This is a genomic window from Microbulbifer mixtoriginis (SeqCode), from assembly GCF_052466765.1.
The window spans coordinates 3630968-3646060 of sequence record NZ_CP174289.1 but is presented as its reverse complement, the minus strand read 5'-3'; the positions used below and the strand labels follow the sequence as shown (position 1 = coordinate 3646060).

General features: G+C 48.1%; 13 protein-coding genes. 4 read left to right on the top strand and 9 right to left on the bottom strand.

Annotated elements, in window-relative coordinates; all coding sequences use genetic code 11:
* Positions 1-95 precede the first annotated feature (95 nt).
* On the bottom strand, positions 96-845 hold the full coding sequence (locus ACJJIV_RS15870; protein ID WP_444889597.1) for a zinc metalloprotease: 750 nt from the start codon (positions 843-845) through the stop codon (positions 96-98).
* A 28-nt stretch (positions 846-873) separates the two neighbouring features.
* Between ACJJIV_RS15870 and ACJJIV_RS15865 the strand changes: the two genes are divergently transcribed.
* Positions 874-1020 (top strand): hypothetical protein, encoded by a 147-nt coding sequence (locus tag ACJJIV_RS15865; RefSeq protein WP_252083045.1) that lies wholly within the window; start codon positions 874-876, stop codon positions 1018-1020.
* Between the two features lie 740 nt (positions 1021-1760).
* On the opposite strand, the gene ACJJIV_RS21530 is transcribed toward ACJJIV_RS15865, so the two are convergent.
* Positions 1761-2009 carry a hypothetical protein gene (locus ACJJIV_RS21530; RefSeq protein WP_507021894.1) on the bottom strand — a complete coding sequence of 83 codons (249 nt, stop codon included), beginning with the start codon at positions 2007-2009 and terminating at the stop codon, positions 1761-1763.
* A gap of 24 nt (positions 2010-2033) precedes the next feature.
* Here ACJJIV_RS21530 and ACJJIV_RS15860 point away from each other — a divergent pair, with 24 nt between their 5' ends.
* Genes ACJJIV_RS15860 through ACJJIV_RS15850 form a run of 3 tightly spaced genes read left to right on the top strand, consistent with a single transcriptional unit; the run spans position 2034 to position 2809 of the window.
* Positions 2034-2501, top strand: coding sequence for a transposase (locus tag ACJJIV_RS15860; RefSeq protein WP_353505443.1), 468 nt, complete (start codon positions 2034-2036; stop codon positions 2499-2501).
* Entirely contained in the window at positions 2432-2581 is a 150-nt protein-coding gene (locus ACJJIV_RS15855; RefSeq protein WP_444891745.1) for a hypothetical protein, read from the top strand. The genes ACJJIV_RS15860 and ACJJIV_RS15855 overlap by 70 nt, the downstream gene beginning before the upstream one ends.
* Before the next feature lie 21 nt (positions 2582-2602).
* Positions 2603-2809 (top strand): transposase, encoded by a 207-nt coding sequence (locus tag ACJJIV_RS15850; RefSeq protein ID WP_444889596.1) that lies wholly within the window; start codon positions 2603-2605, stop codon positions 2807-2809.
* Between the two features lie 366 nt (positions 2810-3175).
* Here the strand turns inward: ACJJIV_RS15850 and ACJJIV_RS15845 are convergent, their stop codons facing one another.
* From ACJJIV_RS15845 to zwf, 7 genes are all read right to left on the bottom strand, one after another.
* Entirely contained in the window at positions 3176-3505 is a 330-nt protein-coding gene (locus ACJJIV_RS15845) for a hypothetical protein (RefSeq protein WP_444889595.1), read from the bottom strand.
* On the bottom strand, positions 3477-8591 hold the full coding sequence (locus ACJJIV_RS15840) for an RHS repeat-associated core domain-containing protein (RefSeq protein ID WP_444889594.1): 5115 nt from the start codon (positions 8589-8591) through the stop codon (positions 3477-3479). Before ACJJIV_RS15840 ends, ACJJIV_RS15845 begins: the two co-directional genes overlap by 29 nt.
* A gap of 826 nt (positions 8592-9417) precedes the next feature.
* Positions 9418-10854, bottom strand: coding sequence for a pyruvate kinase (gene pyk, locus ACJJIV_RS15835; protein WP_444889593.1), 1437 nt, complete (start codon positions 10852-10854; stop codon positions 9418-9420).
* Positions 10855-11007: 153 nt separating this feature from the next.
* Entirely contained in the window at positions 11008-12042 is a 1035-nt protein-coding gene (gene gap, locus ACJJIV_RS15830) for a type I glyceraldehyde-3-phosphate dehydrogenase (RefSeq protein ID WP_444889592.1), read from the bottom strand.
* A 163-nt stretch (positions 12043-12205) separates the two neighbouring features.
* Positions 12206-12835 (bottom strand): bifunctional 4-hydroxy-2-oxoglutarate aldolase/2-dehydro-3-deoxy-phosphogluconate aldolase, encoded by a 630-nt coding sequence (locus ACJJIV_RS15825; RefSeq protein ID WP_444883992.1) that lies wholly within the window; start codon positions 12833-12835, stop codon positions 12206-12208.
* A 21-nt stretch (positions 12836-12856) separates the two neighbouring features.
* Positions 12857-13567, bottom strand: a complete 711-nt coding sequence (gene pgl, locus ACJJIV_RS15820) for a 6-phosphogluconolactonase (RefSeq protein WP_444889591.1) — start codon at positions 13565-13567, stop codon at positions 12857-12859.
* 56 nt (positions 13568-13623) lie between these two features.
* Entirely contained in the window at positions 13624-15084 is a 1461-nt protein-coding gene (gene zwf / locus ACJJIV_RS15815) for a glucose-6-phosphate dehydrogenase (RefSeq protein ID WP_444889590.1), read from the bottom strand.
* Positions 15085-15093: the final 9 nt, after the last annotated feature.

The window sequence follows — 15093 nt, the reverse complement described above, 5'->3', positions numbered from 1 at the left end:
GCCGTATTCATAGATATCAAAGCAAATAGGATAAAAAATCGGATACTTTTCATAATTATCAGTGTATTGGGGGGAGTAATCCCCCCAAAAAATTATTATAGACCGCGGTAGGTACTGCTTTGCTCATCTGCGCGAGTAGCCTGCCCCTCTGTGAATTCGTACATACAGCTATCGTCTGTGTAATCCATAAAATTTGTAATCGGATCAAGACCGGCTGCGTTCCGCCCCCTAGTACAGGAATCCCTACCTACTGGACACCCGTAAGCCGGTGACCTCTCGGCAGGAGTATCGGAAACATAATCCCCATTTCCACCACAGCCGCCCTGGAAGGTATGATACAAACCTAACCAGTGGCCAACCTCATGAGTAAGAGTATCGCCCTCGTTGTAAGGTGCTGCATCGCCACCAGGCACAGAACCGGTTAAAATAACTACCCCGTCATCCAGCGGATCTGAAGAATAGCTGCTTGGGAAAGTTGCCCACCCAAGTAGACCACCGCCGATATCAGCCACATAGATATTCAGGTCTCCCGCATCACCAACACGCAATGAACTTTTCATAGCACGCTCTGCGGAGGAACCATATCCAACGTTATACCAAGAATTATTAGCCGTTACTGAAGTTGAAACCAGATTGAAAGTAAATGGTGTACTCGCATAAGCATCATTAAGTACTGCCATTTGCGTATTAATTACATTGCTGGGTAGCGACCCATTATTGGCGTTATCAGTAATAACATGGAAATATACATCAATAGTTACAGAACCCGCTGGACGTAGCGTATGAGTTCCACTGCTTATACTACGAGACTGTCCGCGCAGCGCAGTAAAATGCTGCTCTTTCAAAGCAGCCTCCTGAATAGAGGGGTGATTAGTGCCACAACGTTTAAATTTAGCGTTGTCATTAGCACGCTCAAGTGAAGAATCACTTTCAGCAAAACTGATAGCAGGTGATATTAGCAAACATAAAGATAATGCAGTTTTTATTGAAGTTGAAAGATTAGCTTTTCTCATAACTTGAACCTTAATTTTTTTATTAAATTGACAACCCCAGACAGCCCGCTCACCTTCCATGCTGAAGACAACTACTGTCAATAGTACCAACTCTCAAAAAAGGAATAATGACATTGGTTTCTTTAATGAGGCGGCAAGCTCAACCAAATGGCATAAAAAGAATTAAATTCAAGGACCACTTCAAATGAAGTTCCCACACCAGAAACACAATAAAGACAGGAAAAATAGTTTCACAAGTAATTACCCCTAGGCAAAACACGATTAAAAAATTAATCGCAATTTAAAGCCCCAGCTGCTACAGGTACCAATCGACACAATTTCGCTTTTATAAAGACAATTATCACCTACCGCTGCACCCAACTATATTTACTACCATTTCACAAGTGATATAAATCCATGGGATACATCCTATAAGCCATTTTATAACTTCCTTTTTATATTGCCTGTATGTTAATTACATTAAGGAAGTTATAAAATGGCTTATAGCGTTACTCACCATCTAGGCAATCGGTAACACTCTTACCATCGTTACCCAATTCAGAGCAAACCGATATTTAAATTAACCACTTAATAAAGTACTGGCAATACTTATATTGCCCATACCTAAATCTCAGCTCTTCAATTTATGACCATTCTAAGCTGCCTCTTTAGCACGCCATAGATCACAAGTAATAGGAACTATAAGATACGGACACATACAGAGAGCCCTCCAGACACCATAAAAACTTCTGGCTAATAGACAATCAATCAAAAGCCCTCCCAATTTCTCAACTCACACATTTTCTCACCAAACTCTTTTATAGTCATGATGTCTGGAAAGCTAACATAGTAACGCTCCTCTAAAGCCTCTATTTTTTGCTGCATTAATTTTGTATTTCCTATATCTTCTTTATCATGTTCATAAACTGGAAAATAATTAAAAACTAAATCAATATCAAAAGATTCTTTACCATCTAATTTTGCTTTTTGCTTAGAAGCTGTTTCATAACTTGAAATCAGTTATTCTTGCGACCTCATGGAATGATAAGACCAGTAAGTGTGAGTAGATTTAAGTCAGAATTAACCGACGCTCAGTGGAAATTGATTGAGCCTTGCCTTCCCCAGCTAAAACGTGGAAAAGGAGGTCCCAAACCCATTGATAACCGTGCATGTTTTGAAGGTATCTTGTGGATTTTGCGCTCAGGAGCACGATGGAAGGATCTCCCCCCATCTTACCCTTCGCCGAGTACTTGCTGGAGAAGGCTCCAGTTTTGGGAAGAGCAAGGCGCTTGGTTGGAGGCTTGGAGAAAATTTCTCGGACAGCTCGATCAAAGATCCCTGCTTAATTGGGAAGAAGTCTTTTCGGATGGTAGCTTTGCTTCAGCAAAAAAAGGGGAGCAGAAGTCGGAAAAACTAAGCGAGGCAAGGGTACAAAGTGGATGGTGGTGGTCGATGGCGAAGGTATTCCATTGGGAGGCACCGTTACTTCGGCCTCACCAGCAGAAGTGAAATTATTACACCCATTACTTGATGTTACGTATAAAAATACAAAGATTCATCGCTTAGTTTATGATAAAGCGGCGGGCTAGGATCCTCTTATAGATAGTCTGTTGAGTCTTGGAATCGACCTTATCTGTCCACACAGGAGAAATAGGAAAAAAGTCTCAAGGCAGGATGGCAGAAAGCTCAGAAGGTACGCTTGCCGTTGGAAAGTTGAGAGGACTTTTGAGTGGTTGGGAAATTACCGCCGTTTAGTTATTAGATGGGAGCGATATTTGTCCACTTATCGTGCTTTTTCTATATTGCATGCATGTTAATTACCTTAAAGAAGTTATGAAACAGCTTCTAGACATTTTACCATTACACTAGCTCCATACAAAAACCCTTGAAAGCCGAATTCAAGTTTTAACGAAGTCAACAGAGGAGGGTAACCAGCCTCCACCAACAAACAAACTCTGGGCGCAAGATTTGTATGATTGCCTACAATTTCTCTCCCCTGTTCCAGATAACCCAAGGCCTCTCTATACCACTAGCTGGCTATTACTTCATCAAAATAAATACAATAGTCAGGGTATAGATCTTATATTCCACTCCTTAGGGCCTTTCCAAATAGAAATCAAGCCCATCGAGATACATATATTGTTTCTCAATCTATGATTTCCTGAACTTTCTCAATTTTAAAGTTAGTCTTTACCCGAGCACCCTAGATTTTTTTTTACCCACTCATCTTGATCCATGCCACCAATTATGACATTGATTATAAAAGAGAATACATACCCACGATCAAGATCTTTAGACAACAGATATTTAAGGTATGCTTCAGCTCTCAATTCATCTTCCTGGTGGCAAATTTCTCTAACACGTCTTCTCGTCAATTCATCAATTTCTTGGTAGCTAGAAAATTTACCTTCCTCAACCGGTGTGACAGCAACACCAATTACTTTTTCAATTTTCTTTAAGTGCATTCGATGTATTCTTACTTCATTATTTGTTATTTTCACGCCCACCTTCATAAGCCTCTTTGTACTTTGCTAACGTTTTATCAAGTTTGCTTTTGTCTGTAAGCTTGGCGTTCGTGACTTCAATTCCCTCTGGAACATTTTCCAAAGGGACTTCAAGGAGTTGCGCCTGAGCATCATGAGTAACAGTGGTCACTGTAGGACCATGCAGCACCTCTATGTCTTCATAGCCCATATTTTTCCTATGCTTGCCAAATGATACATTAACTATAGCTTTATTCTTCGCATCATTAGCATCTAATCCCTCATCTAATGCAAGAGAGTATTCTTTTTGATAATTATATTTATTTGATTTTGACAAACCACCGGGCAGACTACTTGGTGGCAAACCATTATTTTTTTCCATGAATTCTAGAATGGAAATTGATAGCAATGCCTCCGTAAGACTAAAACCAATTGGTTTTAGTTTAACTCCGTCATTATCGTTAAATATCGAAAAAGTGATCTTACCCTCATCCTCAGACAACTCAGCCAAACCTAAATCTAATTTGTTTCCATCATCATCTCTGACATAGAACTCGAGATATTCATCACCCCAAATAGATTTAAATTTAATATCATTTAGGGTTATCTCTTTACACTTCAAACCAAGAGGATCAATCCAGGTAATCGGGTTTGGAGCATATCGATAGTTATTCACTCCACCAAACAACCCAACTGGATCTTGAGAAATGAATTGTCCAATCAACGAATCATAATAACGGAACCGATTATAATGCAGCCCCGTCTCCTCATCGTAATACTGGCCTTGAAAGCGGATCCGTTGCTCTACCTGGTTTTCATGGGCTAAAGCAATATTTCCATAGCTCTTATAAGCAACACTCCATACCACTTCGCCTTCTTGATTGGTGAGAGTATCTGGGGTTCCCAGATGATCCAGGTGGTAGTGGTATACCTGCTCTTTCTCTTGCTTACTTTCTTTTAAAGCAACCGGTTTGAAAGTGCCCGGCTCGAAGTAGTAAGTACGGGTATTGAGATCCTGCTTGGTCTGGGTATCGACTTTATTTTCCTGCAGGAGTACGTCACCATCCCAGAGAAAACCGGTTTGCACGCTTTCACTCACTTTACCAATACGACGCCCCAGAGGGTCGTATTGGTAGTGAATCTTTTGTTGAAGCTGCTCTGCCCCCTCTTCTACCTTGAGCTTTTCTACCCGCACCAGCTGCTGGCGGCTGTTGTAGTGGTAGCGGGTTTGCAGTTTTTGTCCTTTACCGCGCAGTTCGGCGATGCGATTGCCGTGGATATCGTAGCGGTAGTGGGTATCACCACGGAAGGCTAAGCGGTTGCCTTTGACCTGGGTGGCGCTGGCCTGTTGTTTCGCTTCGTCTTTCGAGTTGGCGGCAGCAAGAATATTATGTGCGGGGTCGTGCACAAAGTATTCGGGGTTGGGGCCATCTACCTGGGTCAGGCGATCGAGGGCGTCGTAGTAGTAGCTACGGGTTCCACGCAGGCTGTCCTCAATTTGAGCGATCTGGCCGGCTTTGCTGTATTGGTAACTGCGCTCCAGAATGGAATTTGAAAGAGTCGGATCTGATACCGGACCGTTTGCCTTGCCCAAGCGCAGTTTTTGCAAGCGGCCCTGAGGATCGTAATCTCTCTGGCTTTCCAGCCCATTACCATGTTGGCGCTGGCTTTCCCTGCCCTGTTCATCGTGACTGATGCAGGTGATCAGCTGATCGGTGTCTCCACCTACCGGGCGGCGGTGCAGGCTTTGGAATTGGCCAGCAGGATTGAAAGCGAAGTTCAGTACTTCACCGTCGGGTAAAGTCGTGGCGATACGATTACCGGCGGCATCGTATTGGTGGCTCAGTTTGTCTTTGCCCTGCCAGTCAGCCACAACGCGGCCATTGGCATCGTACTCCCAACGCAATTTACGGTGGGCATTTTCCGCCTCAATTAATTGCCCACTGCGGTTGTAGCGGAAGTTGGTAATACCGTCTGGAGTGACTTCTTCTAAAAGGCGGCCGAAGGGGTCGCGCTCGAAGATGGTATCGATACCCTTACCAGTATCAGTATCGGTTACGGCTCTGGAGCTGATTAAGTAGCCAGCGCGATTATAGGCATAGCGGCTCACGCGGCCGTCGAAGCCGACTTCTTCAATCAGGCGCTCATTGAGATCGTATTTAAGCTGGTAGCACTCTCCATTCTCATTGGTAAGACCAACTAAGTTGCGCTCACCGTCATAGTGGTATTCCAGGCGGCTGCCGTCCGGGTTGGTGCGGGTCTTAACCTGACTGAGGCCGTCGTAGGAGTAACAGGTACTGCGACCTTCGGAGTCGGTAACTTCGGCCAGTAACCCCTGAGGGTTGTAGCTGTATTGGGTGCGAGCACCATCTGGGGTGATTACCGCATGGATGCGATCCTGGGCATCGTATTCGTAGCGAGTGACCTGGCCGGGGGCGTGTTGTACTTCTTCCAGGCGGCGAGCGTTGTCATAGCGGTAGTGTTGGGCGCGGCCCATAGGGTCTTTGACCGCCGCAAGTTTACCCTCGGGGTTCCACAAGTAGCGGGTGGTATTTCCCAATGGGTCGGTAACGCTGCCGATCAGACCAACGGGGTTATAACCGTATTGGGTACTGTTGCCGAGAGGATCTTTAGTGGCAACGATCTGACCTTTTTTGTTGTACTCGCGTTGCCACTTATTCCCAGCAGGGTCCGTAACTTTTGCGGGCAGACCTTCGCTATTGTATTCAATGCGGCGCTTATTGCCGGCGGCATCGGTTTTTTGTATCAGGCGGCCTTGATTATCGTATTGATAAATCTCTTCGCGCAGACTGCCATCGTCACTTGGCAGCTGTACCTTAGTGATCTGGCCCAGATCGTTATATGTATAAAGGGTCTCGGCACCTTCCGGATCGCGGTGATAAATGGGCAGGGCGCGCTCATTGAAACGGTAACGCTCTTTACCGCCGCGGGTATCCGTGACGCTAACCCCCTTACCATCATCATCCCAGGCAAACTGATAATTGTAAGTGTCCTGCCCATCGATAGGGTCACCCCACTGACGAACACAGCGGGCGGAGGGACCTTCGGCATCCCATTCGAAGTGGAAGCGGTAGCCGGTTTTTAGGGTACGCTGCTTAATAACATGCTGGTGATACTGATACTGCTCACTGTGGCCATCAGCATCGGTGGCCTTGATCAGGTCGCCTTCATTGTTGTACTCATATTTTGCGAGAACTTTAATACGACCATCGCGGGTTTCTTTTTTCAGTTCACCAATATGTAAACTTTTTGCCTGCCCTTCCGGAGGACTGATATGCAGGGCTTCACCGAGACTGCTCTCGATACAGATTAAACGCTCATCGATATAGTGGAACAGGTAGAAGTTGCCGTAACCATCGCGAATTTCTGCAAGCTTAAGAGTCCCCTTATCCCCGATAGCTTTAAAGTGCCTCTGCACTCCATTGGGGGCACCATAGGGGGTAACTATCCAATGTTCATCATTAACGCGAGTAAGCGATAACTGCTCCACCACATTGTGGCTGCGACCGCTATCTCCTGGTGCCGGCAGGTTAATCACTCGGCCCTCGGCATCGTGGAATTGCACCGCTTTACCGGGTCGCCATAGCAGTTTTTCCCCCAGGGTATGAGTCCAGCCATGTCCCAGACCAAAATCTTTGGGGTTACTGCTGCGGTAAGTACGCGCTACAGTGAGTGGCAGGGGCCCATCTAATACCGTATCCACCAGAGTGAGACGCTCCTCACCGGTTTTTAGGTTGATGGGCTCTCCGCCCTCACAGGCATTCGCATTGCACTGGGAGGTACTACCATTTTGGTTAGTGCCGGTCTCACTATTGGCGCTATCCGGTTCATTGGAAGTAGAACTGCCGTTGGCCTGGCTCCCACCATCGGTATTGGAGCCTGAGCCACTCCCCTGGTTGCTTTGATTATCGTTACTGGAATTACTGGTAGAGCTATTGCTAGAAGCAGAGCTACTGGAAGCGCTACTTGAGGAAGAACTACTCGACGAGGGGCCGCCGGACGGTGTTGGTACCGCGGCTTCAGAGGAACTCAGGTCGGAGAAGCTGGCACCATTGCCCTTGGCATTGCCGCCGCGTTTTTTGGAGAGCAGATTGCGCTGCTTTTTCAGCTTGGCAAAATCCATCATCAGGTCGCCGATGCCACGGAAGGCTGTTAGCAGGCGCGTATTTTTCGCCATAGCCGCTACCGCACCAATACCCCCTGTAGCCGCAGCCAACACGATGGTGAGAATAATCTCAAAAGCTCCACCACCGGCCATTTCGGTGATTTCTAAACTGTGCTGGGCACTGGCGTAATCCTTGGCAAAACGGATGATGATATCGCGTAGCGCCGGATCGTCATAAATCAGTTCAGCCACCTCAAGGGCCAGATCAAATTGCTGCTTGGTGATTTTAGAGGGGTCGAAGCCGAGTACATCTACCGCTTCTCGCTGAACAGCCGATAAATATTCCCGTTGAGACTCTACAAGACTTTTATCATGGAGCAGGTAATTGACAACCGCTTTATTTTGCTCAAAGGACTGACGTACAGGATGGATTAGTGCAGCCACTTCAAGCACGTCTTTAGCCCAAACGGCCAGCCCCCAGGCAGCGTTGCCCAGGCCCGTAGCGCCTCGATTAATATAAGCACCTACCTTCTCTAGACCCGAGCGCTGTTCATGGCGCTGCTGAATCAACGCAGCCTCAGCCCGCTCTTGAGCAATAATCTGCTGAAACCCTATACGGATTTTGCTGAGCAGTTGCGCCTGCTTGTCGACCAACTCGGTAGCGGCAAATGGGGCTTCCTCAATAATCAGGCGGTTTTGTACCAGGGCCAGGTAGATTTCTTTTTCCCGGCTGGTTAAATGTCCCGGAGCTTCACTTAAGGGGCCAAGAAATATCGTACCCGACTGACTGGACTGGATACTGACACTCAGCGTATTGCAGGAAATCCCATTCAAGCCGAAAAAGTATTCATAGATCTCCTGAATGGCGGCGTTATCGAACATAGATAAGAGCTGGGTGGCATCCACCTGCAGGGGAATACCCATCTGGTACGCCCAGCCAACTCTCACCATATAACGAATGCCTTGCCTATTCTCGACACTTAGCTGCATGGATAATCCTTCAAACGCCGTAAGCCCGCTCTACGCCAGCTTCTTTTATCTTTGCCAGATCCAATAAATCATCCCGATTTATCTTCACATCTATTTACAACCCGGCACACATGGCCGGCCTCTATTCCAATAAAAATTGTTCACTCTGCAAGTAATAACACGATTAGTACTTGTCACAGCCAAAAATCTTTTGGATTAGGATGTTCGCAATTTGTGAAATCTTAAATAGTAAACCTCATGATCCCGAAAGCTTATGGAAAACTACTTGCCAACAGCTCCAATTTACCGGCACCTGGATGGGATGAGGCCAAAGCTACCGGTAAGGGATACCTGAAATTGCGACCTATCTGGGCAGATTACCGCAAATAGGTCGAGGGGGATAGATAAACGGCATTACACGAGTACGACAACGAGTGTAGCGCTGCAGACAAATAAATTACTGAAAATATTTTGAATTAAGCGTAATAAATATAAAGGTAATCATCCTAACAACAGATAATTTACTGCAAAGATCTAAAAGAAAAATCAAATTCGAATTTAACCGGCAATAACTCATTAAAAAAGTTATTTGTGCTGCCATCCCTCTTCACGGCTTTAACTAGTAGCTACTAGTTGGATCTATAGAACCACTCCAGGATCAGGCGCAACGTGAACAACATCACAAACCAGGAGAGGAGAAAAGATTAGAAAGAATTTAGAACTGGGTGAAAAAGTGAGCAGCTGAGAATGGAGAAATGAAAAGTTTATCGACAATCTTTCTTTTCAGGTGAAAGCCATTACTAATTTCAACTCCCAAATCGTTAGTAATGACTTACACCATAAAGATTTATTCGATTTCTTTAATACGCATCGAGTTGGTATGACCACCGACATTGAGGCGCTCACCTTGGGTGATCAATACCCGCTGGCCTTTTTGCAGGTCTATGCGCGCGCCCAGCACTTCGATAATTGACTCGGTAAGGTGCCCCAGAGGCACCGTGGCTGGGTCGTAACTGATGGGCTCTACTCCGCGCAAGAGTACCAGCTGACGTGCAACATTGGGGTGCCTTGTCATAGCGTAAATCGGCAGGCGGGTATTGGCGCGGGACATCATACGCGGGGTTCGGCCAGATTCTGTCAGCGCAGCCACCGCACAGAGATTCTCCACTCGGGCAGCCACATCGATAGCGGCCTGGGCGATCACAGTGTCAATACGATCCGAAGCGCCGTGCTCCTCTGGCGAGTAAGGCACACTGCCGAGATACTGCTCTGCCCCCACAATCACCTCGCTCATGGATTCCACTGCAGAGACCGGGTAATCTCCTGCAGCGGTCTCTGCAGAAAGCATCACCGCATCGGTACCATCCAGCACAGCATTAGCCACGTCCATCACTTCCGCGCGGGTAGGCGTTGGGCTGGTAATCATGGACTCCATCATTTGTGTCGCGGTGATTACGCCACGATTGAGCGCATTGGCACGGTTGATCAGTTTCTTTTGCACACCCACCAGAGCGGGATCGCCAATCTCTACCCCTAGGTCGCCACGGGCCACCATAATCGCATCAGAAGCAAGTATCAGGGCATTCATCTGTGTATCGTCGGCAACGGCCTCGGCACGCTCAATCTTGGCCACAATGGCGGCTCGGCTACCGGCAGCCTGCATGGCCTTGCGCGCGGTCTCCAGATCCTCGGCACAGCGAGGGAAACTCACCGCGAGAAAATCCACTTCCAATTCGGCAGCCAGTTTAATATCGCGGTAATCTTTTTCGGTTAAAGCTGGCGCGGATAAGCCACCACCGAGCAGGTTAATACCCTTGTTATTGGAGAGTTTACCGCCCTGCAGCACACGGCAATACAGCTTGCTGGCAGTGGTGCCGGTCACCTCCAGGCGAATCTTGCCATCATCGAGCAGGAGAATATTACCGGAATGGCAATCGCTGATCAGACTGGGGTAGTCTACCCCCACACGATGCTCATCGCCCCCTTCCGGAGGGCAGTCGAGATCCAGTGTGAACTCATCATTGTTCTCAAGCGCCACGCTGCCGGCTGTAAAACGGGCAATTCGAATTTTGGGGCCCTGTAAGTCGCCCAGCACTGCGACAGTTTTCCCCTGGGCCTCAGCAGCATCTCGCACTTCCCGCACCCGACGGCGATGGTCATCGGCACTACCGTGGGAGAAATTTAAACGCACAACATTCACGCCGGCACGAATCATTTCATCGATCACACGCGGCTTATCGGTACCGGGTCCCAGAGTGGCGACGATTTTTGTATGGCGAATCATATGGTCCCGTTAGATATTTGTTTGAAAGAAAATGTCTACGACCGGCTAGCACTGCAAAAGTAAATTTAGCCGGCCCACTAGAGTACAAGACGAATTCACAGGCTTTCCCACAAGGGTTTTCTAATTTAGGGGCAACCTATCATAAGAGTATACTCAGGCAGATTCCGCCACCGGCAGATCCAACTGTAAAGCTGCTGCCATGGCCAAGCTTGTATCCAACATACGGTGGGAGAAGCCCCATTCATTGTCATACCAGGCCATCACCTTCACCAGATTTCCATTCACCCGCGTGTGATTGGCATCGAAGTGGCTGGAAGCGGTGGTGTGATTAAAATCCACAGAAACCAAAGGCTGGTCGCAATAGCTCAAAACACCACCACTGGCTTCTGCGGCGCTCTGCATAATGCGGTTTACCTCTTCAACCGTAGTATCGCGGCCCGCAATAAACTGACAGTCCACCAGGGAGACGTTACTTACCGGCACCCGAACCGCCATTCCATCCAAACGCCCCTTTAATTCCGGTAATACCAGACCCACGGCCGCCGCCGCCCCAGTCTTGGTGGGAATCATATTGTCGGCCGCGGCACGTGCCCGATAAATATCCGCATGTACCGCATCCTGAGTGTTTTGGTCGTTAGTATAGGCATGCACCGTGGTCATAAAGCCCCGCTCAATTCCCAGCGTACGGTGCAGCGCCTGTGCCACCGGTGCCAGGCAATTGGTGGTGCAGGAAGCATTGGAAACTACGCGATGCTCCGAGGTCAGGTTACTATTATTCACGCCGTAAACCACGGTGAGATCTGAATCTTTTGAAGGAGCGGAAATCAGCACCGCTGCAGCACCGGCTTCGATATGGGCAGAAGCAGAAGCCTTGTCAGTAAAGCGGCCGGTACATTCCAATACCAGATCCACCCCCAGCTTTCCCCAAGGCAGTTTAGCTGGATCGCGCTCCTGATAGACCTGAACTCTATCAGAGCCGATAATCAACGCATTGCCATCCACTTTTACTTCGGTGGCAAAGCGGCCGTGAACAGTATCGAAACGCGTCAAGTGCGCATTGGAGGCAACCGGAGCCAAGTCATTAATCGCAACCAGCTGGATACGATCGCTGTAACCAGACTCGTAGATGGCACGGGTGACGTTGCGACCGATACGGCCATAACCATTGATGGCGAGTTTAATTTTCATCTGGCTTTACCTTTTTATTAGCTTCTGGTTATCCCCTATTGCATCCATTTATGAATGCACTCTAGCGAACTTTTATGACGATTTGCCTGATGGTGTAGCGCACTTGCATCAGTCACTAAAGTACTACCCGAACAATTCGGGAACGGCACAGGCAATTAACAGATTAGAATTTCAGTGCTGCAGCCTGTTGCGAAAGACGAGTAATCTCGGCCCAATTTTTCTCCTGTACCAAGGCACTGGAGGCCATCCAGGAACCTCCCACACAAACCACGTTGTTAAGTGCCAGGTAATCCGCCGCGTTGTTGGGGCTCACACCACCGGTTGGGCAAAATTTTACTTCCGCTAATGGACCGGCAAGGGACTTCAGCATGGCCACACCGCCGGCGGCCTCAGCAGGGAAAAATTTCTGATAACGGTAACCCCGTTCATACAGGCCCATCACTTCGGAGGCGCTTGCGGCACCGGGTAATAGAGGCACATCACTTTTATCCGCAGATGCCAATAGTTTTTCTGTTGCACCAGGGCTTACCATAAAGCGCGCTCCTGCATCGACAGAGCGGCGCAGATCATCGTCATTTAGCACTGTGCCGGTACCCACATCAGCCTCGGGTAGGTGTTTGGCAATTTGCTCTACTGCAGCCAAGGCTGCTTCTGTACGCAGAGTGACCTCAAGGACATTCAAGCCACCTTCGAGCAAGGCCTCAGCCAGGGGCAACGCATCTTCAGCCCGCTCGATAACCAACACTGGGACAACGCCAGCAGACTGCAAAATGTCGGCGATATTTTTCTGCATCAATCAATTCCAAATCGTTCGTTAAGGCGCCCAATACACAGTGACCGGCTTCAGTCCCTGCTTGAGAATACTGCGCACCGGCATTTCCATTTCATCACTACCGAGCAGGGCTTCACGATAAACCTTGAGTTTTTCCTCACCGGTAATCAGTAGCTTGATATTTTTTGCCTGTAAAATGGCATTTAGGGTTAGCGTCATACGTTCGGTATTAGTTCCGGTCACGGCACTCTGTTGCGCGGTAATGGCGCTACACAATTTGTCCGAATCTGGATTTAGTGCTTCGGCAAGCCCTTGCGCATGGGGAAATAAAGAAGCGGTGTGGCCGTCGTTACCCATTCCCAGAATGCACACATCAAAGGGGCGCGGCAGCTCATCATAGGCGAGCTCACAATCAGCTTCACCCTCTACAGCGCTACTATGGGTGTTTTTCATGCCCAGCAAAGTGGCCTCGGCGGCATTATTTTGCAGCAGGCTGTTTTCAATAAATGCCTGGTTGCTGCCACTGTGGGATTTTTCTACCCAGCGTTCATCCACCAGCGCCGCCGTAATCTGCGCCCAGGGCAGTGGACGCTTGGAAAGTTCGTGATAAACCGGTTCCGGGGTACTGCCTCCCGAGACAAGAAAAGTGGCTTGACCAGATTCTTTAATGCCTTGCTGCAGTTCGCAGGCACAGTCGTAGGCCAGTGCCTGTACCAGGCGTTCACGATCGGTAAAGAATTTCTCTTCTGCCATGAATACTTCCATCCATCGTTATGGATCACCGTAAAAATAGGTAATCCACAAAATCATTAGTAGGCGTTAAACCATTGGCGACCATCACGCGCTAGCAGTTCGTTAGCTTCTTCTGGTCCCCAGCTACCCGCAGGATAGGGCTTGGGCTGATTTTCGGTTTCACGCCAGTGTTCAATAATAGGGTCCACCCAGGCCCAGGCTGCCGCCACTTCATCGCGGTGAATAAACAGGGCCGAGTTATTGGCAGCGGCATCGAGCATCAACCGCTTATAGGCATCACTGCGGAAGCTGTCATAAGTGTCTGAAAGCGTTAAATTCAATTCCGCCGGCTGTAGCTCAGTGGTCAGGCTATCCATTTTCTTGGCCATCAAAATCAGTCGGATGCTCTCTTCCGGTTGCAAGCGGATAACCAAACGATTGGGGACTACATTGCCGGCGCTCTCGTCATAGACTAAGTGGGAAACTTTTTTGTACTGCACCACAATTTCCGCACAGCGTTTTTCCATACGCTTGCCTGTACGCAGGTAAAAAGGTACTCCCGCCCAACGCCAGCTATCGATATATGCACGCAAAGCGACAAAGGTTTCCGTGGCACTAGAGCCACCTCCCAGATCATCCAGATACCCCGGCACCTTTTGACCATTAATTTCTCCAGCAACATACTGGCCACGCACAACGTTTTTATCTACCAGACCGCCCTTTAGTGGGCGCAACGCCTCCAATACCTTGATTTTTTCCGCTCGAACATTTTTCGCGGTCATGGAATTCGGAGAATCCATAGCGATCAGGCACAAAAGTTGTAAAAGATGATTTTGCACCATATCCCGCAGCGCACCGGTTTCATCATAAAAACCCGCGCGGCCTTCAAGGCCGACAGTTTCAGAAATACTAATCTGTATATGGTCAATAGTTTTTGCATCCCAAAGGTGCTCGAACAATACATTACTAAAACGCAAGGCCAGCAAGTTTTGAACGGTTTCCTTACCCAGGTAATGATCGATGCGGAAAATACTATTTTCCGGAAAGTAACTCGAAATTTTGCTATTGATTTCGTCGGAAGTCTGCGCGTTATAACCGAGAGGTTTTTCTACCACCACCCGGGAATTTTTACTAATTAAGCCTTTGGATGAAAGGTTTTCACAGCAGGGACCAAAAACACCAGGGGGAATCGCCAAATAAAAAATTCGTACTCGCTCGGGATCTGATTCGAGGATGTCCGATAAGTGCGTCCACTGTTGATCCGGTACAGAAATATCCAGAGCCACAGGGCGTAATAACTGGCTAAAACCAGTCCAGATGGAATTGCAATATTCACCATCGCGCAAATGCTGCTGTAGGGCCTGAAGTGCCACATTTAGATATTGATCGGCGTCTTGCTGGTGGCGACAAACAGGAAGAATTCGGCAGCCCTCTGCTAAGCTGCCCTCTCGGTAAGCGCGATACAGTGCTGGAATCAACTTGCGCAGGGCAAGATCACCACCACCACCAAATAACACCATATCAAATGGGTTAGACATAAATTTTGC

Excerpts from the sequence above, each read along its gene's own strand:
- gap (WP_444889592.1), bottom strand. The coding sequence starts at position 12,042 with ATGAAAATTAAACTCGCCATCAATGGTTATGGCCGTATCGGTCGCAAC.
- pyk (WP_444889593.1), bottom strand. The coding sequence starts at position 10,854 with ATGATTCGCCATACAAAAATCGTCGCCACTCTGGGACCCGGTACCGAT.
- zwf (WP_444889590.1), bottom strand. The coding sequence starts at position 15,084 with ATGTCTAACCCATTTGATATGGTGTTATTTGGTGGTGGTGGTGATCTT.
- ACJJIV_RS15845 (WP_444889595.1), bottom strand. The coding sequence starts at position 3,505 with ATGAAGGTGGGCGTGAAAATAACAAATAATGAAGTAAGAATACATCGA.
- ACJJIV_RS15860 (WP_353505443.1), top strand. The coding sequence starts at position 2,034 with ATGATAAGACCAGTAAGTGTGAGTAGATTTAAGTCAGAATTAACCGAC.
- ACJJIV_RS15840 (WP_444889594.1), bottom strand. The coding sequence starts at position 8,591 with ATGCAGCTAAGTGTCGAGAATAGGCAAGGCATTCGTTATATGGTGAGA.
- ACJJIV_RS15855 (WP_444891745.1), top strand. The coding sequence starts at position 2,432 with ATGGTGGTGGTCGATGGCGAAGGTATTCCATTGGGAGGCACCGTTACT.
- pgl (WP_444889591.1), bottom strand. The coding sequence starts at position 13,567 with ATGGCAGAAGAGAAATTCTTTACCGATCGTGAACGCCTGGTACAGGCA.
- ACJJIV_RS15825 (WP_444883992.1), bottom strand. The coding sequence starts at position 12,835 with ATGCAGAAAAATATCGCCGACATTTTGCAGTCTGCTGGCGTTGTCCCA.